Raw genomic sequence first — 19,167 nt, forward strand, 5'->3', positions numbered from 1 at the left:
AGCCCTCTCCCGAAGGGAGAGGGAGTAGATAGTGCCGGCTGAGACCGTGGTTTCAACCTGCACCGAACGGTCCCCTCTCCCTGTGGGAGAGGGTTAGGGTGAGGGGCTCTTGGGAAGTGAGCTCATGCCAGCATTACTTCCCGCTTTGATCGATCAGGCATCCACCTTGCGCGGTCCCGGTACCCGTGGCCGGCGCAGGGCGATGCCATGGCGCAGGAAGAATTCCTCCACACCCTCGGTGGCGTCCGTGTAGAGCGTGCGGTTCGGGTGGTCGGCGAGGAAGCGCGCCATCAGCGCCAGGCCGATCCCGCGCGACTGGAAGCCCGGCAGCACGGCGATCTCCGCCAGCCAGGTGGTCTGTGCCGTCTCGCTTTCCGCACGCAGCAGGCCGAGCACTTGGTCGCCGTCCAGGGCCAGCAGGAAGTAGCTGGAGAATTCATAGAGATCGCGCAGTTCCGCGGCGCTGCCGGGGGAGCCCCAACCCACGGCGCGGTACAGCGCGGCAATACCGGCGCACTGGGCGTCGCTCAGTGCCGGGTTGTGCAGGATCGTCAGCGGCGTGTCGTGCATGGCGGCGCTCCTTTCTGGCGTTTCCTTCCTGGTGCCTTTCCAGTGTGCCCCATTGTTGCCGCGCATTGCTGATCCAGGGCAGTCAGCGCGGCTGGCGGTCGCGCAGCCACTGCGGAATACGGCGCTCCAGATAATAATCCGGACGCCCCGGCGAGCCGCCAATGAAGCCGACGTGGCCACCGTGGGACAAAAGCTCCAGCTGAGTCGAGGCAGACAGTTCGTCCAGCTGGGGCACACTATTCGCGTGGATGAACGGATCGTCGCTGGACTGGATGATCAGCGTCGGCACCCGTATGCCGCCCAGGTAGTAGCGACTGGAAGCACGCCGGTAGTAGTCGTGCACATCGGCGAAACCGTGCAGCGGCGCAGTCACCCGGTCATCGAAGTCCCAGAAGGTGCGCATGCCATCGAGCGGGCCGAGGCGTTCCAGCGCGGCAAGGTTTTCCGCATGACCGCCGGCGGCGAAGGCCTGGCGCTTGGTCTGCACATAGGCCACCAGCTCGCGCATGAAGTGTGCCTGGTAGACCTTGGAGAAGCCGATGCCGATGCGGTCCGCACACTGGTCCAGGCGGAACGGCACCGACACCGCGACCGCGCCTTTCAGCGGGCAATCCTCCGAAGATTCGCCCAGGTACTTGAGCAGTACATTGCCGCCCAGCGAATAACCCACCGCATAGAGCGGCGCCATTGGCCGTTTGGCGCGGACATGGGCGACCACCGAGGCGAGGTCTTCGCTGACGCCTGAGTGATAGCCGCGCGGCAGCAGGTTCGACTCGCCCGAGCAGCCGCGCCAGTTCAGCGCCACGCTGGCCCAGCCCTGCGCCGCCAGTTGTTGTTGCAGGCCGACGATATAGTGCGAGGACGACGAGCCGGTCAGCCCGTGCAGCGCCAGCACCAGCGGTGCATCGGCTTCGTGCGGGCCGTGCCAGTCCAGATCGATGAAGTCGCCATCTTCCAGCCACAGGCGCTCGCGGGTGCGCAGGAGACTGGGTAACTGGCGCAGGAGCGAGCCATAGAGCGTCTGCAGGTGCGGGCCGGGGAGCCACCAGGCGGGTTTGAACGGGGAAGGTATAGTCATCATTGAGCAGTGGGGGCTGACAAGCTGCGATAGTAACGCCAAGTCAGCCCCGCGATGGTGTCTTGCGCTCCCTCGGCGCGGCGAACCCATGGAAAGGAGTGGAGGCATGTGGAAGAAAATCGCGGCGCTGAGCCTGGCGTTATGGCTGGCGGCCTGTGGCGAGCCGGTACCGCAGGAACACAGGGCGTACGTCGGGGATTGGCGTTCGGCCCAAATGAGCCTGCTCATCACGGTGGACGGCCGCGTGGCCTACAAGCGCCTCTCGGGCGGCGGCTCGCGCTCCATCGAGGCGCCGATCAAGAGCTACGACGCCGATGGATTCACCGTGGGCGTCGGGTTCCTCGATACCCACTTCAAGGTCTCGAAGCCGCCCTATCGGGACGGCAACCAATGGAAAATGGTGGTGGATGGCGTGGAGCTGACCCGCGTCAGCTCCGTCGACATCGGCAAATCCATCTGACGGGATCAGCCTTCCCGCTGCCACAGCGCGTAATGCACCGAGCCCGCGGTTTTCTCCCGATGCAACCGCCAGTTACCCGGCAGGCCGAGGCTGGAGGGCACCGCTTCGCTTTCGGTGTAGATCCAGGCGTCCTTGGCCAGCCAGCCGCGCTCTTCCAGCAGGCGGCAGGCGTTCTGCAGCAGGTCCTGGTGGAAGGGCGGGTCGAGGAAGACCAGGTCGAAGGCTTGCGATGCCGGCGCATCGAGGTAGCGCAGCGAGTCGGTCATCAACAACTGGCCGTTGGCGCATTTCAAGGTGTCGAGGGTGCCGCGCAGGGCGGCCACGGCTTCGCCGTTGGTATCCAGCGCCAGGCCCGCGCTGGCGCCGCGCGATAGCGCTTCGAGGAACAGCGCGCCGCTGCCAGCGAAGGGATCGAGCACGCGGGCGCCAGGGACGTAGGCCGCCAGCCAGTTGAACAGGGTTTCGCGCACCCGGTCCGGCGTCGGGCGCAGGCCCGGGCCGTCGGGGAAGGCGAAGCGCCGGCTGCGCCATTCGCCGCCGATGATGCGCAACTGGCCCTGGCCGCCGTGGGGCTTCTGTACGGCGCGCGGGGCGCCGCCGGGTCGTTTGCTCATCAGTGCTCCGGTACGCCGGCGGGTTGCGCGGCGGGCTTGTCGGTGGGCGGCGGCAGCGGTTGCTGCGGCACGGTGGGGCCGGCGGTGACGATGACGAAAGCGTCCGGGTCGAGGTGGCGGCGCATCGCTTCCTTCACCTGCTCCACGCTCAGGCCCTGGACCTGGCTGAGGAAGGTTTCCAGGTAATCCAGCGGCAGGTTGTAGAAGCCGATGGCGCCCAGCTGGCCGACGATATCGGCGTTGCTCGCGGTGGACAGCGGGAAGCTGCCGGCCAGTTCGCGCTTGGCGTCGTCCAGTTCCTTCTGCGTCGGACCCTTGTCGAGGTAGTCGCGGACGATGTCCTGTACCAGCTTGAGGGTGCCTTCGCTCATTTCGGCGCGGGTCTGCAGGCCGATGGTGAACGGCCCGCGCGACTGCATGCCGGTGAAGCCGGAGTACACGCCGTAGGTCAGGCCGCGCTTCTCGCGCACCTGGTCCATCAGGCGGGTACCGAAGCCGCCGCCGCCGAGGATCTGGTTGCCCAGGTAGAGCGCGGCGTAGTCCGGATCGTTACGGGTGATGCCCAGTTGCGCCAGCATCAGCTGGGTCTGCTTGGACGGGAACTCGATGTGGGTGACGCCGGCCTTGGGTGTCTGCGGCTCGCCCGGCGCGGGCAGGGCGGGGCCCTTGGGCAGCGACTTGGAAACGCTGCCGGCGATGGATTCGGCCTGCTCGCGGGTCAGGTCGCCGACCAGCGCGATGACCACGTTGCCGGCGGCGTAGGCCTTCTGGTGGAAGGCGCGCAGCTGGGCGACGCTGATCTTGGGTACCGACTTCTCGTTGCCGTCGCTGGAGTGGGCGTAGGGATGGTCGCCGTAGAGCCGCTTGAACAGCTCAAGGCCCGCCAGCTTGCCGGGGTTCTGCTTCTGGTACTCGAAGCCGGCCATGACCTGGTTCTTGATGCGCGCCAGGGCCTCCTCAGGGAAGGTCGGCTGGCCAATCACCTGGTCGAACAGCGCCAGCGCGGCGTCACGCTTGCTCGGCTCGCTCAGGCTGCGCAGGCTGGCCACGGCCATGTCGCGGTAGGAGCCGTTGCCAAAGTTGGCGCCCAGGTCGTCGAAACCGGCGGCGATGGCGCTGGTGTCCTTGCCGGGCACGCCTTCGTTGAGCATGGCGTTGGTCAGCATGGCCAGGCCGTAGGCATCGCCGTCCTGGCTGCTGCCGGCGGCGAAGGTCAGGCGCAGGTCGAACATCGGCAGTTCATGGGCTTCGACGAAAAGCACGCGGGCGCCTTCGGCGGTCTGCCATTGCTGGATATTCAGCTTGCGGTGGCTGGGCGCCTTGCCGGCGGCTTCGGCGAGCGATTGCAGGCCGGTGGGTGCGGCGTTTTCGGCGAGAGCTGGTTGTGCAGGTGCAGGTGCAGGTGCGGGCGCGGCCGCTTCGGGCTCGGCGGCGGGGCGGGAAACGAACAGCACCAGTCCGGCGATCAGCGCGATGACGATCAGCCCGACCAGGCCGTAGCGCAGGCCATTACGTTCACTCATGGCTCGGCTCCTTGTCGGTGGCGACTTCCGGCAGGACCTGGGCGAGGGTCAGGCGGGAGCGGGTGAAATAGGTGCGGGCGGCTTGCTGGATATCTTCGGCGGTGACGGCCTGGATGGCTTCCAGGTCCTTGTCCGCCAGACGCCAGCCGAGGCCGACGCTTTCCAGTTCGCCGATGGTGCTGGCTTGTCCCGCGATGGAGTCGCGCTCGTAGACCAGACCGGCGATGACCTGGGCGCGTACGCGCTCCAGTTCTTCCTTGCTCGGCGGGTTCTGCTTGAGGTCTTCCAACTGCTTCCACAGCGCGGCCTCGACCTGGTCGAGGGTCTTGCCGGTCTGCACGTTGGGCGTGGCGGAGAGGAAGAACAGGCCGTCGCCACGGGAGAAGGCGTCGTAGGAAGCCGAGGCGCCAGCGACGATTTCCTCGCCGCGCTCCAGGCGCGAGGCCAGGCGGGCGCTGTAGCCGCCGTCGAGGATCGCCGAGACCAGGCGCAGGGCGTTGATCTGCTTGGCGTCGTCGCTGCTGCCCAGGGTCGGCACGTTGAAGCCCATGATCAGGCTGGGCAACTGGGTGCGTACGTGCAATTTGAGACGACGTTCACCCGGCTCGGCCAGCTCCAGCGGTTTGCGCGCGGCGGGCAGGTCACGCTTGGGAATCTCGCCGAAGTACTTTTCGGCCAGGGCCTTCACTTCGTTGCCGGTAACGTCGCCGACCACGACCAGGGTGGCGTTGTTCGGCGCGTACCACGCCTGGTACCAGTGGCGCAGGTCTTCGATGGTCATGCGCTGCAGGTCGGCCATCCAGCCGATGGTCGGCGTGCGGTAGCCGCTGGCGGGATAGGCGGCGGCCTTGAAGCGTTCGAAGGCCAGCGCGCTGGGCTTGTCCTCGGTGCGCAGGCGGCGTTCCTCCTTGATCACCTCGATCTCGCTCTTGAACTGGTCGGCCGGCAGGGCGAGGTGCGCCATGCGGTCGGCTTCCAGCTCCAGCGCCACCGGCAGGCGGTCACGGGCCAGCACCTGGTAATAGGCGGTGTAGTCGTCGGTGGTGAACGCGTTCTCTTCCGCGCCCAGGTCGCGCAGCACCAGCGATGCCTGGCCGGGGCCTAGCTTGCGGCTGCCCTTGAACATCATGTGTTCCAGGGCGTGGGAGAGGCCGGTGAGGCCGGGCGTCTCGTAGCTGGAGCCGACCTTGTACCAGAGTTGGGAAACCACCACAGGGGCGCGGTGGTCTTCGCGAACGACGACCTTCAGGCCGTTGTCCAGGGTGTATTCGTGGGTGGGCTGTGGTTCCGCAGCGCTCGCCATCAGCGGCAGCAACAGGGAGCCGAGCAGCAGGCCGGCGTGGCGGCGTGCAAGGGTTTTCATCGTGGACTGAACCTTTCGGGCTGTCCGCGGGGTCTATGCAGGCTGGTGGCCAGCCTCTTAACCCCGGCGGGCGAGGAGATGCTAGGATACCCATCCGTTTTCCGGGCGGCCACGTTCAGGGCTTCTCAAAGCTGTTTCGAGGCTTTTTTGCTGCCCGCATCCCGTGGCGTCCCCTAGAGATTCGATCCCTACATGTTTGGTTCCAACGACGACAAGAAGGCCCCGCCAGCCGGGGAGAAGAAGGGTCTGTTCGGCTGGTTGCGCAAGAAGCCGCAAGCCGAGGAACAACCCGCCGCCGAAGTCGAGCAGCCGGTAGAACAACCGATTGCCGCCGAGCCCGTTCCTGGGCCCGAACAAACGCCTGCCGCACAAGCCGAGCCGGTCGCACCGCACGCCGAGCCGGCTCCCGAACCGGTTATCGACGTAGTGCCGGCCGCCGTACCGGTCGAGCCGCTGGTGCAGCCCGCCCCGCAGCCGATCGTTGCCGAAGCGCCGCAGCCGGCTGTCCTGCCGGTCGAGCCAGCGCCCGTTCAGCCCGAGCCCGTGGCCGAAGCGCCCGTCGTGGTCGCCCAGCCGGAACCCGAGGTCGCCCCACAGCCCGAGACTGAACCCGAGCCGCAGACCAAACCTGCCGCCAGCGAACCGTCGAAACTGGGCTTCTTCGCCCGCCTGAAACAAGGTCTGTCGAAGACCAGCGCCAGCCTCGGCGAAGGCATGGCCAGCCTGTTCCTGGGCAAGAAAGCCATCGATGACGACCTGCTCGACGAAATCGAAACCCGCCTGCTGACCGCCGACGTCGGCGTCGAGGCCACCACCGCCATCGTGCAGAACCTGACCAGGCGCGTGGCGCGCAAGGAACTGGCCGACAGCGAGGCGCTGTACAAGGCCCTGCAGGAGGAGCTGGCCACCCTGCTGCGCCCGGTCGAACAGCCGCTGACCATCACCAACGACAAACAGCCCTATGTGATCCTGGTCGTCGGCGTGAACGGCGTCGGCAAGACCACCACCATCGGCAAGCTGGCCAAGAAGCTCCAGCAGGACGGCAAGAAAGTCATGCTGGCCGCCGGCGACACTTTCCGCGCCGCCGCCGTCGAGCAGCTGCAGGTCTGGGGCGAACGCAACAACATCGCGGTGATCGCCCAGCATACCGGCGCCGATTCCGCCTCGGTGATCTTCGACGCCGTGCAGGCCGCCAAGGCCCGTGGCGTGGACGTGCTGATCGCCGACACCGCCGGTCGCCTGCACACCAAGGACAACCTGATGGAAGAGCTGAAGAAGGTGCGCCGCGTGATCGGCAAGCTGGACGACACGGCTCCCCACGAAGTCCTGCTGGTACTGGATGCCGGTACCGGACAGAACGCCATCAACCAGGCCAAGCAGTTCAACAACGCCGTTGAGCTGACCGGTCTGGCCCTGACCAAACTGGATGGCACCGCCAAGGGCGGGGTGATCTTCGCCCTGGCCAAGCAGTTCGCGCTGCCGATCCGCTACATCGGTGTCGGTGAAGGGATCGACGATCTGCGAACCTTCGAGGCCGACGCTTTCGTCAGAGCATTGTTCGAGACCCGGGAGATCGCATGATCCGCTTCGAGCAGGTCGGCAAACGCTATCCCAACGGCCATGTCGGCCTGCACGAGATCTCGTTCCGCGTGCACCGCGGCGAGATCATGTTCGTCACCGGTCACTCCGGTGCGGGCAAGAGCACCCTGCTGCGCCTGATCCTGGCGATGGAGCGGCCCTCTTCCGGCAAGCTGCTGCTGGGCGGGCAGGACGTCTCGCGCATTTCCACCGCGCAGATTCCTTTCCTGCGCCGACAGATCGGCGTGGTGTTCCAGAACCACCAGTTGCTGAATGACCGCAGCGTGTTCGAGAACGTCGCGCTGCCCATGCAGATCCTCGGCCTGCCCAAGGCGGACATCGCCTACCGCGTCGAAGCGGCGCTGGACCGGGTGAACCTGAAGGAAAAGGCCGAGGACCGTCCGTCCGACCTCTCCACCGGCCAGCAGCAGCGCGTCGGCATCGCCCGTGCGGTGGTGCACCGCCCGGCCCTGCTGCTCGCGGATGAACCGACGGGTAACCTCGACCCGCGCCTGGCGTCGGAAATCATGTCCGTCTTCGAAGACATCAACCGCCTGGGCACCACCGTGCTGATCGCCAGCCACGACCTGGCGCTGATCGCGCGGATGCGCCACCGGATGATCACCCTGCAGCGCGGCCGAATCATCGCCGACCGTGAGGAGAACGCCTGATGAGCGCCAATGACCTGCCTCGCGGCGAGGAAGAGGGCACCCCGCAGCGCTACACGCGCGAGCGCCCGGACGACAACGAGCACCAGGACCACAGCGCCTCGCTCTCGGCCTACGCGGAAAACCACCGCGCCAGCCTGATGGACAGCCTGCACCGTCTGGTCAGCCATCCCTTCGGCAGCTTCTTCACCTGCCTGGTGATGGGCATCACCCTGAGCCTGCCGATGGGCCTGTCGCTGCTGCTGAACAACGTCGAGCGCCTCGGCGGTTCGTGGCAGCGCGCTGCGCAGATTTCGCTGTTCCTCGACCTGAAGGCCAGCGAAAGCCAGGGTCAGGACCTGCGCGAGCAGATCGAAAAGATGCCCGACGTGATCGAGGCGCAGTTGATCAGTCGTGAGGATGCGCTGAAAGAGTTGCAGGAACAGTCCGGCCTCGGCGAGGCGCTGAAGGAATTGCCGGATAATCCGCTGCCGGCCGTGATTTCGGTGACGCCCAAGCAGATCGACCGGGCGCAACTGGATGCCCTGCGTCAACGGCTGTCGGAACTGCCGGGTGTACAACAGGCGCAGCTCGACCTGGTCTGGGTCGAGCGGCTGTCGGCGATCCTCAAGCTGGGCGATCGCTTCGTCTTCGGCCTGACCCTGGTGCTGGTACTGACGCTGTTGCTGGTGATTGGCAACACCATCCGCCTGCACATCGAAAATCGCCGTAACGAAATCGAAGTGATCAAGCTCGTCGGCGGGACGGACGGTTATGTGCGTCGTCCCTTCCTCTATATGGGCGCCCTCTATGGGTTGGGCGCGGGCGTGCTGTCCTGGGCGCTGCTGGCGTTCGGCCTGGACTGGCTGAACGCCTCCGTGGTCAACCTGGCCGGCTTGTATGGCAGTGATTTCGGATTGGCGGGGGTACCGGTGGATGACGGCCTGTCGCTGACCGTTGGTGCGGTGCTGCTGGGCTGGATCGGTGCCTGGCTGGCCGTGGCGCGCCATCTGCGTGAGCTGGCGCCGCGCTGAAACCCCCTGATTTCGCTGGGGTTAAAGTGGGTGTAAAGGAACTTTTACACCCGCTTGCAGTCAGATTTCGCAGTGCTACACTGCGCGAGTTTCGTGAATCGGAGGATTCGCATGACCACTTCTCTGCAACCTGTTTATGCCCTGGCTCCCGGTGCAAACCTGGAAGCCTATGTGCACTCGGTGAACAGCATTCCGCTGCTGACGCCGGAGCAGGAGCGCGAACTGGCCGAACGCCTCTTCTACCAGCAAGATCTGGAAGCGGCACGGCAAATGGTTCTGGCGCACCTGCGCTTCGTCGTGCATATCGCCCGGAGTTATTCCGGGTACGGCCTGGCTCAGGCCGATCTGATCCAGGAAGGCAACGTCGGCCTGATGAAGGCCGTGAAGCGCTTCAACCCGGAAATGGGTGTGCGCCTGGTGTCGTTCGCCGTCCACTGGATCAAGGCGGAAATCCATGAGTTCATCCTGCGCAACTGGCGGATCGTGAAAGTCGCGACCACCAAGGCGCAGCGCAAGCTGTTCTTCAACCTGCGCAGCCAGAAGAAGAAACTGGCCTGGCTGAGCAACGATGAAGTGCACCGTGTCGCGGAAACCCTCGGTGTCGAGGCCCGCGAAGTCCGCGAGATGGAAAGCCGTCTCACCGGACAGGACATGGCCTTCGATCCGGCGGCGGATGCCGACGACGACAGTGCCTACCAGTCCCCGGCGCACTATCTGGAAGACCATCGCTACGACCCGGCTCGCCAGCTGGAGGAAGCGGACTGGAGCGACAGCTCCACCGCCAGCCTGCACGAGGCGCTGGAAGGCCTGGACGACCGCAGTCGCGACATTCTCCACCAGCGTTGGCTGGCCGAGGAAAAAGCGACGCTGCACGACCTGGCAGCCAAGTACAACGTATCCGCCGAGCGGATTCGTCAGTTGGAAAAGAACGCGATGAACAAGCTCAAGGGTCGCATCGAAGCCTGATCGGCTTCGACGCGCCCTGCGAGTCGCGAACCGCACCCTGGTGCGGTTTTTTTCTGTCCGCTTCTAGCGTCTGGAGAGTCCCATGCCGCGCCTGCGTCCCGTCCACGGGATGTTCTTCCTGGTCATCGCCTTGCTGGCCTTCGGCCTGGGTACCTGGGTCGCCCGCACCGCGGCGCCACCCAAACCGCCGCAGTGGTTCAATGACTGGAAGGAAAAGGTCTTCGAGCCGCTGGCCGAGGACAGCCTGAGCCTGAACGAGCTGCAGGACCAGCAGCCCGGTGAGCTGTGGCTGACTGCCAGTCAGGACGGCCCGCAGCTGCACTATCGTGGGCGGTTGGTGACGGAAGAGGGCCCTTGGCACGTTGAGGCGGAACTGGCGCTGAGCGAGGCCGAGCACGCCAGCCTGGCCAAGGCGACTGGCATGCAGCCTGGCAGCAAGGACCAGCCGCTGAGTGCCGAGCTGATGAGCCAACTGGGCAACAAGCCGGTCTCCGAGCTGGCGCTGGCGCCGCAGGAAGATCTAGCGGTGGGACGGCTGGCGGTGAGCCTGGGGGATCCGCGCCTGCGTCTGCAGGTGGATGGCGGCGAGACCTGGGTCTATCCAGAGAAAGGCATGACCGTGCTGCACCGTGATGGCACGCTGCAATGGATTCGTGTGGTCCCGCGCAGCACCTTCAAGGTCGGCGAGGCGCCTTAGGGCTTGTTCGCGCGCTATAGAAATCGAGCTCCCTGAAGCTCCCTCTCCCCAGCCCTCTCCCTGAAGGGAGAGGGGGCAGTCCAGAGCGGTGTCTGGCTTTAGTGCTCCTTCTGTTGCGTCAGGAGGTCTCGGGACTGTCTGCTGGCACCGAACAATTCCCTCTCCCTTCAGGGAGAGGGTTAGGGAGAGGGGAAATCCCGAACACTGATGTTTCCCGTGACGCAGCCGGTATTTAAAGCCGCTGCAGATACTCGCTACCCAACTGCCACATCTGCTGGCGAATCCACGAGGCGCGCTGGCGCACGTAGGGGCCGGGTTTGCCGGCGCTCCATTTACGTGGGTTGGGCAGCACGGCAGCCAGCAGGCTGGCCTGCTGTTGTGACAGGCGCTTGGCGTCGACGCCGAAGTGATGCTGCGCAGCGGCCTGGGCGCCGAATACGCCGGCATCCCATTCCACGCTATTGAGATAGACCTCGAGAATCCGCTGCTTGGACCAGAAGGTTTCGATCAGCAGGGTGAACCAGGCCTCGAAGCCCTTGCGCACCCAGCTGCGGCCGGTCCAGAGGAAGACGTTCTTCGCCACCTGCTGGCTGATGGTGCTGCCGCCGCGGACCTTGCCGCCCTGCTCGTTGTGCGCGAGGGCCTTCTGGATCGCCGGCAGGTCGAAACCGTGGTGCTCGGCGAACTTCTGGTCCTCGCCAGCGATCACCGCGAGCTTGAGGCTCTCGGGCAGTTCGTCCCAGGAGCGCCAGCTGCGCTGCAAGTCGATGGGCTTGCCGTTGAACCAGGATTCGACCTTGCGCTCGACCATCACCATGGTTCCCGGCGGTGGCACCCAGCGCAGAATGATGACCAGCGCCACGCTGACGGCGACGAACCAGAGCGCGATCTTGAGCAGGCGGCGGAGCAGCTTGGGCATTCGAGGCTTTGCCTGGGCGGATGAGCGGGCCATTATAGCGGCACTCACCTGCCTGGAGCTGTCCCATGCTGCGTACTTTCCTGATGCTCGCCGCGTTCTTCGGTTTCACCGGGGTTGCCCTTGGCGCCTTTGCCGCCCACGGCCTGAAGAACAAGCTCACGCCCGAGTACCTGGCGGTGTTCCAGACCGGCGTGCACTACCAGATGCTGCACGCCCTGGCACTGTTCGGCGTGGCGCTGCTCACCGCGCACATCGGCGGCACCCTCATCAGCCTCGCCGGCTGGGCATTCACCGTCGGTATCCTGCTGTTCTCCGGGAGCCTCTACCTGCTGACCCTGGCGGGCCTGGGCGTGGGCATCATCACGCCAATCGGCGGACTGTTCTTCCTCATCGGCTGGGCGCTGCTGCTGGTGGCGGCCTTCCAGCTGGGTTGACCCGGATGTCAGAAAAGCCCGAGTGCGACGCCCGGATACCTTGGTCATCCGCCGCGATCGGGCTAGAATGCGACCCCCTCCAGCAACGACCGTCCCGCCCATGCGTATTCAGTTGAATGGCGAACCCTTCGAGCTGCCCGACGGCCACACCGTCGCCAACCTGCTCGAGCGTCTCGACCTCACCGGCAAGCGTGTCGCGGTCGAGCTCAATCTGGACATCGTGCCGCGCAGCCAGCACGCCGCCACCGCCCTGAGCGAAGGCGACCAGGTGGAAGTGGTGCATGCCATCGGCGGCGGCTAGCGGCCGCCTCCCAGACTTTCAGGCCCCGCCCGCCTTTCCTTCAGGAGTGATCCGATGAGCCAACCCAACTCCAACCTGCCGGTCGACAAGCCCTTCACCCTGGCTGGTCGCACCTACAATTCGCGCCTGCTGGTCGGTACCGGCAAGTACAAGGACCTCGAAGAGACCCGCGTCGCCATCGAGGCCTCGGGCGCCGAGATCGTCACCGTCGCGGTGCGCCGCACCAACATCGGCCAGAACCCGGGCGAACCGAACCTGCTGGACGTGATCCCGCCGGATCGCTACACCATCCTGCCGAACACCGCCGGCTGCTACGACGCCGTCGAAGCCGTGCGCACCTGCCGCCTGGCTCGCGAGCTGCTGGACGGCCACAACCTGGTCAAGCTGGAAGTCCTGGCCGACCAGAAGACCCTTTTCCCCAATGTCGTGGAAACCCTCAAGGCCGCCGAAGTGCTGGTCAAGGATGGCTTTGACGTCATGGTGTACACCAGTGACGACCCGATCATTGCGCGCCAGCTGGCCGAGATCGGCTGCATCGCGGTGATGCCGCTGGCCGGCCTGATCGGCTCGGGCCTGGGCATCTGCAACCCGTACAACCTGCGCATCATCCTTGAAGAAGCCACCGTTCCGGTGCTGGTGGATGCCGGCGTGGGCACCGCCTCCGACGCCACCATCGCCATGGAACTGGGTTGCGAAGCCGTGTTGATGAACACCGCCATCGCCCACGCGCAGAACCCGGTGATGATGGCCGAGGCCATGAAGCACGCCATCGTCGCCGGCCGCCTGGCTTACCTGGCCGGCCGCATGCCGCGCAAGCTGTACGCCAGCGCGTCTTCGCCGATGACGGGTCTGATCAACTAACGTTTCCACTTCGACACGCGGGCCGGTTTGCCAGTCGCAGCCGGCCCGCGTGTGCATTTACCCGCAAGGTCCGAGTCATGAGTGACATTCCCGAAAATCAGCCCGAGAACCAGCCCGACGCCGACAACCGTCCGATGCGCGCCATCAAGAGCTTCGTGATGCGTGCCGGCCGCATGACCGAGGGCCAGCAGCGTGGCCTCGATCAGGGCTGGCCGAAATTCGGCCTGGAGCTGGCCGACGGCGCGCGGGACTTCGATGAAGTGTTCGGGCGCCAGGCGCCGCGCACCTTCGAGATCGGCTTCGGCATGGGCCACGCCACCCTGGAGATGGCCGCTGCCGCGCCGGAGCAGGACTTCATCGGCGTGGAAGTGCACCGGCCAGGCGTCGGCGCGCTGCTCAACGGCATGCTGACCCAGGACCTCACCAACATCCGCGTCTACAGCTGCGACGCCATCGAAGTGCTGCGCGACTGCGTCGCCGATGCCAGCCTCGATCGCCTGCTGCTGTTCTTCCCGGACCCGTGGCACAAGTCGCGCCACCACAAGCGTCGCATCGTGCAGCCGGCCTGGGCCGAGCTGGTGCGGCAGAAGCTGAAGGTCGGCGGCGTGCTGCACATGGCCACCGACTGGGAACAATATGCCGAGCACATGCTGGAAGTGATGAATGTCGCACCCGGCTACCGCAACCTTTCGGCCGATAATACCTATGTGCCGCGCCCGGAAGAGCGTCCGGTCACCAAGTTCGAACGTCGCGGGGAGCGACTCGGCCATGGCGTCTGGGACCTGAAGTTCGAGCGCGTCGACTGATCGACCGAAAAGGCCTGCGCAGCAGGCCTTTTTCACGGATGAACATCTATCAGACCGGGATAACCCGGCAGGCCGCCAAGGCCACCCTCACCTCCTGAATAAAAAGCGGCATCCGCCGCGGACGAAAATAAGAGTGATGGACAGGAGTCCATCGCAAAGGAGTCTGCTGTGTTGAAGAAACTTGCTGTACTGCTGATGGCGGGGGCGTGGGCCCTGCCGGCGCAGGCGAAAGTCGATGCCACCGAGGCCGCTCGACTGGGCCGCGACCTGACGCCCATGGGGGCGGAAATGGCCGGCAACGCCAGCGGCACCATCCCCGCCTGGACCGGCGGCATCACCACCGCCCCGGCGGGTTACCAGCCCGGCACCCATCACCTCGATCCGTACGCTGGCGACGCCATGCAGTACAAGATCGACAGCAAGAACCTGGCGCAGTACCAGGCGCTGCTCACGCCCGGCACCCAGGCGCTGCTGCAGGAGAACCCGGACTACTACCTGCGCGTCTTCCCCAGCCGCCGCAGCGCCTCGCTGCCCCAGCGCATTTATGACGCCACCCGCTTCAACGCCGAAAACGCCGAGCTGATCGCCGATGGTAACGGCGTGCAGGGCGCTGCCGCCGGTGTGCCATTCCCGATGCCGAAGACCGGCCTGGAAGTCATCTGGAACCACATCATGCGTTACCGTGGCGAGCAGATTCACATGGTGACCAACCAGGCCGCCGTGCTCGCCAGCGGCAGCTACAACCTGCTCAAGCTCGATCGCTACGTGTACTTCAACTACGGCCGCGAGGGCATGACCCCGCAGGACCTGAACAACACGCTGTTCTACTACAAGTACAACATCGTCGCCCCGGCCAAGCTCGCCGGTTCCGCGCTGGTGGTGCAGGAGACCATCGACCAGGTGCTGTCGATCCGCAAGGCCTGGCGCTTCAACAGCGGCGAGCGCCGCGTGCGCCGCCTGCCGAGCCTGGCCTACGACACCCTGCAACCGGACACCAACGGCCTGGCCACCGCCGATACCGTGGATGTCTACAACGGCGCGCCGGACCACTACGACTGGCAGCTGCTGGGCAAGCGCGAGATGCTCGTGCCATACAACAGCTACGCGGTGCACCAGAAGGGCATTCCCTACGCGGATATCCTCAAGACCAAGACGCTCAACCCCGAGCTGCTGCGCTACGAGCCGCACCGCGTGTGGGTAGTCGAGGCGACCCTGCGCAAGGGCATGAACCATCCGTTCGCCAAGCGTCGTTTCTACCTGGATGAGGACAGCTGGCAGATCCTTGCCTCGGATATCTACAACGCCGACGGCAAGCTGATCCGTGCCCAGGAAGTGCACCCGATCAACTACTACGACGTGCCCATGGTGCTCAGCACCCTGGAAGCGCTGTACGACTTCGAGGGGGCGCGCTACTTCGTCGACGGCCTCGACAACAACGAGCCGATGTACGACTTCAAGGTCCCGCTGGGCCCGCGCGATTTCACCCCGCAGGCCTTGCGCCGCGAGGGGAACTGAGTCCAGCAGAGGCCGCCGCGAGGCGGCCTCTGCTTTTGGGGCGTGCCTGTGCACGCCGATCGCGGACAAGGTCCGCTCCTACGAAAAGCGTCGGACCTGTGGGGGCGGACCTTGTCTGCGATGCTTCAAGGTCCCGCTGGGCGCGCGCGACTTAACCCCGCAGGCCTTGCGCCGGGAGGGTAACTGAGTCGAGCAGAGGCCGCCGCGAGGCGGCCTCTGCTTGTGGGGTGTGCCTGTGCACGCCGATCGCGGACAAGGTCCGCTCCTACGAAAAGCGTCGGACCTGTGGGGGCGGACCTTGTCTGCGACGCTTCAAGGTCCCGCTGGGCGCGCGTGACTTAACTCCGCAGGCCTTGCGCCGGGTGGGTAACTGAGTCCAGCAGAGGCCGCCGCGAGGCGGCCTCTGCTTTTGGGGTTTGCCTGCATACGCCGATCGCGGACAAGGTCCGCTCCTACGAAAAGCGTCGGACCTGTGGGAGCGACCTTGTCCGCGATGCTTCAAGGTCCCGCTGGGCCCGCGCGATTTCACCCCGCAGGCCTTGCGCCGCGAGGGTAACTGAGTCCAGCAGGGGCCGCCGCGAGGCGGCCTCTGCTTTTGGGGTTTGCCTGCATACGCCGATCGCGGACAAGGTCCGCTCCTACGAAAAGCGTCGGACCTGTGGGGGCGACCTTGTCCGCGATGCTTCAAGGTCCCGCTGGGCGCGCGTGACTTAACCCCGCAGGTCTTGCGCCGGGAGGGTAACTGAGTCCAGCAGAGGCCGCCGCGAGGCGGCCTCTGCTTTTGGGGCGTGCCTGCACACGCCGATCGCGGACAAGGTCCGCTCCTACGAAAAACGTCGACTTGTAGGAGCGGACCTTGTCCGCGATGCCGCCCGCAGGGCGGCCATGGATCCCTGCCTACTCGATCAACTCGGCGCCAAGCACCGTGGTCTCCGGCATGCGCATTGGCGCCGGGCTGATCTGCAGGTATTTGATGCTGTTGCGCGGGATGATCAGCAGGTCGCCGTCCACCTCGATGCTGATGACCGGCGATTCCATTTGCTTGCGGATGCCACGGGCTACTTCGGCGGGGTCGTCGCTCTGTTGCGGGAAGCGCAGGGCCAGGCGTTGGCCGTCGGCGAAATGCAGGTAGAGATGCTTGATCGGTTTCATGTGTCCTCCGGCGGTGGGGGCCAACCGCCGGAGGCACCGCGATCAGTTGCGGTCGGCGATCATGCCAATCACGAAGAACACTAGCAGCAGGACGGGCGCCAGGGTGTAGTTGTTGAAATACCCCAGGCCCTTGGCCAGCCAGGGGGTGACGAAGACCATCGCCAGGCCGTAGCCCACGGCGCAGATCAGCACGAACAGCAGGGTGCGGAAGACGAAGTTCAGGCTGCCGATGCGCTGCTGTACCCAGGCGTTGATCGCCGGGCCGAACAGCACCAGCACGGTGGCCATGATCGCCAGGGCGATGTCGGACAGGTGGCCGCGGCACCAGCGGGAGACGTTGGCAATCAGGTCGAGCGCGAAGTCCATTGGGGCTCCTTGGGATCGAGAGTCGCCGGGGAGTGTACACGGCGGGCGACGCTACCGTCGCCCGCCCGCACTTGCCTTGAAAGCTCAGGGCAGGAAGCGCTGCAGAAGGTCGTTGAGGAACAACTGGCCGCGCTCGGACGGGGCCAGACGCTGCGGGTCGTCCAGCAGCAGGCCGTCCTTGCGCGCTTGACGGCAGGCTTCCTCGATGGCCGCCAGCGGCAGGCCGGTGCGCTCGGCGAAGGTCGCCGCCGGCACGCCGTCGGTGAGGCGCAGGGCGTTCATCATGAACTCGAAGGGCAGGTCGCCCGCTTCCAGGTCGCGTTCGCCGGCCTGGAAGGGTTTCCCCGGGTTCAGGTAGTCCTTCGGCAGGCGGGTCTTCCAGGTGCGCAGGATGCGGCCTTCCGGGGTGCTCAGCTTGGCGTGGGCGCCGGCGCCGATGCCGAGGAAGTCGCCGAAGGTCCAGTAGTTCAGGTTGTGCCGTGCGCGCTTGCCGTCTCGGGCGTAGGCGGAGGTTTCGTACTGCACGTAACCCGCCTCGGCGAGCAGTGCCTGGCCGGCTTCCTGGATTTCCCACAGCTGGTCGTCTTCGGGCAGCTCCGGCGGCTGGCTCCAGAACACCGTGTTCGGCTCCATGGTCAGCTGGTACCAGGACAGGTGCGTCGGCGCCAGGGCGATGGCCTGCTGCAGATCGCTCAGCGCGTCTTCGACGCTTTGGTCCGGCAGGCCATGCATCAGGTCCAGGTTGAAGTTGTCGAAGCCTGCGCGGCGGGCCATCTCGGCGGCGCGCACGGCCTCGTCGCCATCATGGATACGGCCCAGCGCCTTGAGCTTCTCGGCCTGGAAGCTCTGGATGCCGACGGACAGGCGATTGATCCCCAGCTTGCGGTAATCGGCGAACTTGGCCTGCTCGAAGGTGCCGGGGTTGGCTTCCAGGGTGATCTCGATATCGCTCTCGAAACCGACCTGCTTTTCCAGCCCTTCGAGGATGCGGCCCAGTGCGCTGGCGGAGAACAGGCTGGGTGTGCCGCCGCCGAAGAAGATCGACGTCAGCTTGCGACCGTGGACGTACCCGCGGTCGGCGGCGAGGTCAGCCAGCAGCGCCTCGACGTAGGCGTCTTCCGGTAGCTCCGGGCCAGCGGCGTGGGAGTTGAAGTCGCAATAGGGGCATTTGCGCACGCACCAGGGGATGTGTACGTACGCGGACAGCGGTGGCAGGCGGAAGCCGGAAACCACCGGCCCGGCGTCGAGCCCGTGGCTTCCTGCCTGGCTCATAGACCCAGCCGTTGCTTCAGCAGGGCCATGGCGCGGGCGCGGTGGCTGAGCTGGTTCTTCTGCTCGGGCGGCAGTTCGGCGCTGGAGCACTCGGCTTCCGGCACCCAGAACAGCGGGTCGTAGCCGAAGCCGTGCTCGCCGCGGGCTTCGCGCAGGATGCTGCCGTGCCAGAGGCCTTCGCAGAGGATCGGCAGCGGGTCGTCGGCATGGCGAACCAGCGCCAGCACGCTGACGAACTGGGCGCCGCGCGCCTCGTCCGGCACGTCCTTCAGCGCATCGAGCAGCTTGGCGTTGTTCGCCGCATCACCCTTGCCGTCGGCGTAGCGCGCGGAGTAGATGCCCGGCGCGCCGCCGAGGAAGTCCACCGCCAGGCCCGAGTCGTCGGCCAGTGCCGGCAGGCCGGAGATGCGCGCGGCGTTGCGGGCCTTGAGGATGGCGTTCTCGACGAAGGACAGGCCGGTCTCTTCGGGCTCCACATCGCTGAACTCGCCGATGGAGCGCACCTTCACGTGGGCTCCGAGCATGGCCTGGAGTTCCTTGAGCTTGCCGGCGTTGTGACTGGCCAGCACCAGTTGTTCGAGCTTGATCATTCGTCTGGGAAGATTTCCTGCATGAAGTCGAAGCTTTGCGGCGCTTCGCTTCCGGACTGGACCTGGATGGAGAAGGTCAGGGTTTCGCGGCCTTCGATGGGGAACTGCGCCAGGTTGTACACGGCGCCTTCCTCGACCACGCGCTTGAAGGTCAGGGGAATGCTCTGGCCCATCAGGTTCTTGGCGGAGCCGGCGACGGTGGCGTTGGCCGGCTTGCCGCTGGCGTCCAGCGGCACGATGTTGATCACGCCCTGGGTCTTGCTGCGCACCACGCCCACCGCTTGCGCGACATTGGGCTGGAGGAAGCTGGAGTTGAATACGCTGTAGTGCACCTGCAGGTCACCCAGGCGCTTCACCTGTTCGGCGAAGGCGGGCAGGGCGAGGACCAGGCAGGCGAAGAAGGTAAGCAGGCGGCGCATGA

Annotated in this window: 22 protein-coding genes; 11 read left to right on the forward strand and 11 right to left on the reverse strand. The window is 65.8% G+C overall.

Features of this window, described 5'->3' with window-relative positions:
• Positions 1-153 precede the first annotated feature (153 nt).
• A complete protein-coding gene (locus JVX91_RS07280; RefSeq protein ID WP_205338654.1) occupies positions 154-570 on the reverse strand; it encodes a GNAT family N-acetyltransferase in 417 nt (138 codons plus the stop codon).
• Between the two features lie 82 nt (positions 571-652).
• Complete coding sequence (locus tag JVX91_RS07285; protein ID WP_205338655.1) at positions 653-1,648, reverse strand: hydrolase; 996 nt, start codon at positions 1,646-1,648, stop codon at positions 653-655.
• Between the two features lie 106 nt (positions 1,649-1,754).
• Between JVX91_RS07285 and JVX91_RS07290 the strand changes: the two genes are divergently transcribed.
• The gene (locus JVX91_RS07290) at positions 1,755-2,108 is read left to right on the forward strand and encodes a hypothetical protein (protein ID WP_205338656.1); all 354 of its coding nucleotides are present in this window, start codon (positions 1,755-1,757) and stop codon (positions 2,106-2,108) included.
• Between the two features lie 5 nt (positions 2,109-2,113).
• Here JVX91_RS07290 and rsmD read toward each other — a convergent pair whose 3' ends face one another.
• From rsmD to JVX91_RS07305, 3 genes are read right to left on the reverse strand one after another with little or no spacing between them, the layout of a single operon-like run.
• Positions 2,114-2,722 (reverse strand): 16S rRNA (guanine(966)-N(2))-methyltransferase RsmD, encoded by a 609-nt coding sequence (gene rsmD, locus JVX91_RS07295; protein ID WP_205338657.1) that lies wholly within the window; start codon positions 2,720-2,722, stop codon positions 2,114-2,116.
• The gene (locus tag JVX91_RS07300) at positions 2,722-4,245 is read right to left on the reverse strand and encodes a pitrilysin family protein (RefSeq protein ID WP_205338658.1); all 1,524 of its coding nucleotides are present in this window, start codon (positions 4,243-4,245) and stop codon (positions 2,722-2,724) included. Before JVX91_RS07300 ends, rsmD begins: the two co-directional genes overlap by 1 nt.
• Positions 4,238-5,608, reverse strand: a complete 1,371-nt coding sequence (locus JVX91_RS07305; protein WP_205338659.1) for a pitrilysin family protein — start codon at positions 5,606-5,608, stop codon at positions 4,238-4,240. The genes JVX91_RS07300 and JVX91_RS07305 overlap by 8 nt, the downstream gene beginning before the upstream one ends.
• Before the next feature lie 192 nt (positions 5,609-5,800).
• On the opposite strand from JVX91_RS07305, the gene ftsY reads away from it, so the two are divergent.
• The 5 genes from ftsY to JVX91_RS07330 all read left to right on the forward strand — a co-directional run bounded on the left by ftsY (position 5,801) and on the right by JVX91_RS07330 (position 10,530).
• Positions 5,801-7,189, forward strand: a complete 1,389-nt coding sequence (gene ftsY / locus JVX91_RS07310; protein ID WP_205338660.1) for a signal recognition particle-docking protein FtsY — start codon at positions 5,801-5,803, stop codon at positions 7,187-7,189.
• Entirely contained in the window at positions 7,186-7,857 is a 672-nt protein-coding gene (gene ftsE / locus JVX91_RS07315) for a cell division ATP-binding protein FtsE (RefSeq protein WP_205338661.1), read from the forward strand. The genes ftsY and ftsE overlap by 4 nt, the downstream gene beginning before the upstream one ends.
• Positions 7,857-8,867 (forward strand): permease-like cell division protein FtsX, encoded by a 1,011-nt coding sequence (gene ftsX, locus JVX91_RS07320; protein WP_205338662.1) that lies wholly within the window; start codon positions 7,857-7,859, stop codon positions 8,865-8,867. Before ftsE ends, ftsX begins: the two co-directional genes overlap by 1 nt.
• Positions 8,868-8,978: 111 nt before the next feature.
• Positions 8,979-9,833: an RNA polymerase sigma factor RpoH gene (rpoH, locus tag JVX91_RS07325; RefSeq protein WP_205338663.1), complete on the forward strand. Its 855-nt coding sequence runs from the start codon at positions 8,979-8,981 to the stop codon at positions 9,831-9,833.
• An 82-nt stretch (positions 9,834-9,915) separates the two neighbouring features.
• On the forward strand, positions 9,916-10,530 hold the full coding sequence (locus JVX91_RS07330; RefSeq protein ID WP_205338664.1) for a hypothetical protein: 615 nt from the start codon (positions 9,916-9,918) through the stop codon (positions 10,528-10,530).
• Positions 10,531-10,762: 232 nt separating this feature from the next.
• Here the strand turns inward: JVX91_RS07330 and mtgA are convergent, their stop codons facing one another.
• The gene (gene mtgA, locus JVX91_RS07335; protein ID WP_205338665.1) at positions 10,763-11,482 is read right to left on the reverse strand and encodes a monofunctional biosynthetic peptidoglycan transglycosylase; all 720 of its coding nucleotides are present in this window, start codon (positions 11,480-11,482) and stop codon (positions 10,763-10,765) included.
• 32 nt (positions 11,483-11,514) lie between these two features.
• Between mtgA and JVX91_RS07340 the strand changes: the two genes are divergently transcribed.
• From JVX91_RS07340 to JVX91_RS07360, 5 genes are all read left to right on the forward strand, one after another.
• On the forward strand, positions 11,515-11,883 hold the full coding sequence (locus JVX91_RS07340; protein ID WP_169935007.1) for a DUF423 domain-containing protein: 369 nt from the start codon (positions 11,515-11,517) through the stop codon (positions 11,881-11,883).
• Between the two features lie 100 nt (positions 11,884-11,983).
• The gene (gene thiS / locus JVX91_RS07345; RefSeq protein WP_205338666.1) at positions 11,984-12,184 is read left to right on the forward strand and encodes a sulfur carrier protein ThiS; all 201 of its coding nucleotides are present in this window, start codon (positions 11,984-11,986) and stop codon (positions 12,182-12,184) included.
• A gap of 54 nt (positions 12,185-12,238) precedes the next feature.
• Entirely contained in the window at positions 12,239-13,045 is an 807-nt protein-coding gene (locus JVX91_RS07350; RefSeq protein WP_017520102.1) for a thiazole synthase, read from the forward strand.
• 134 nt (positions 13,046-13,179) lie between these two features.
• Positions 13,180-13,851, forward strand: coding sequence for a tRNA (guanosine(46)-N7)-methyltransferase TrmB (trmB, locus tag JVX91_RS07355; RefSeq protein WP_240201760.1), 672 nt, complete (start codon positions 13,180-13,182; stop codon positions 13,849-13,851).
• Between the two features lie 168 nt (positions 13,852-14,019).
• Positions 14,020-15,366: a DUF1329 domain-containing protein gene (locus JVX91_RS07360; RefSeq protein ID WP_205338668.1), complete on the forward strand. Its 1,347-nt coding sequence runs from the start codon at positions 14,020-14,022 to the stop codon at positions 15,364-15,366.
• Between the two features lie 897 nt (positions 15,367-16,263).
• On the opposite strand, the gene JVX91_RS07365 is transcribed toward JVX91_RS07360, so the two are convergent.
• From JVX91_RS07365 to JVX91_RS07385, 5 genes are all read right to left on the reverse strand, one after another.
• Complete coding sequence (locus JVX91_RS07365) at positions 16,264-16,518, reverse strand: hypothetical protein (protein ID WP_205338669.1); 255 nt, start codon at positions 16,516-16,518, stop codon at positions 16,264-16,266.
• 42 nt (positions 16,519-16,560) lie between these two features.
• A complete protein-coding gene (locus tag JVX91_RS07370; protein WP_205338670.1) occupies positions 16,561-16,884 on the reverse strand; it encodes a DUF3392 domain-containing protein in 324 nt (107 codons plus the stop codon).
• Between the two features lie 84 nt (positions 16,885-16,968).
• Positions 16,969-18,156: a radical SAM family heme chaperone HemW gene (hemW, locus tag JVX91_RS07375; protein WP_205338671.1), complete on the reverse strand. Its 1,188-nt coding sequence runs from the start codon at positions 18,154-18,156 to the stop codon at positions 16,969-16,971.
• The gene (gene rdgB / locus JVX91_RS07380; protein WP_205338672.1) at positions 18,153-18,746 is read right to left on the reverse strand and encodes an RdgB/HAM1 family non-canonical purine NTP pyrophosphatase; all 594 of its coding nucleotides are present in this window, start codon (positions 18,744-18,746) and stop codon (positions 18,153-18,155) included. Before rdgB ends, hemW begins: the two co-directional genes overlap by 4 nt.
• Positions 18,743-19,165, reverse strand: coding sequence for a DUF4426 domain-containing protein (locus JVX91_RS07385; protein WP_205338673.1), 423 nt, complete (start codon positions 19,163-19,165; stop codon positions 18,743-18,745). Before JVX91_RS07385 ends, rdgB begins: the two co-directional genes overlap by 4 nt.
• Positions 19,166-19,167: the final 2 nt, after the last annotated feature.

This window comes from Pseudomonas sp. PDNC002 (assembly GCF_016919445.1).
GTDB lineage: Bacteria > Pseudomonadota > Gammaproteobacteria > Pseudomonadales > Pseudomonadaceae > Pseudomonas.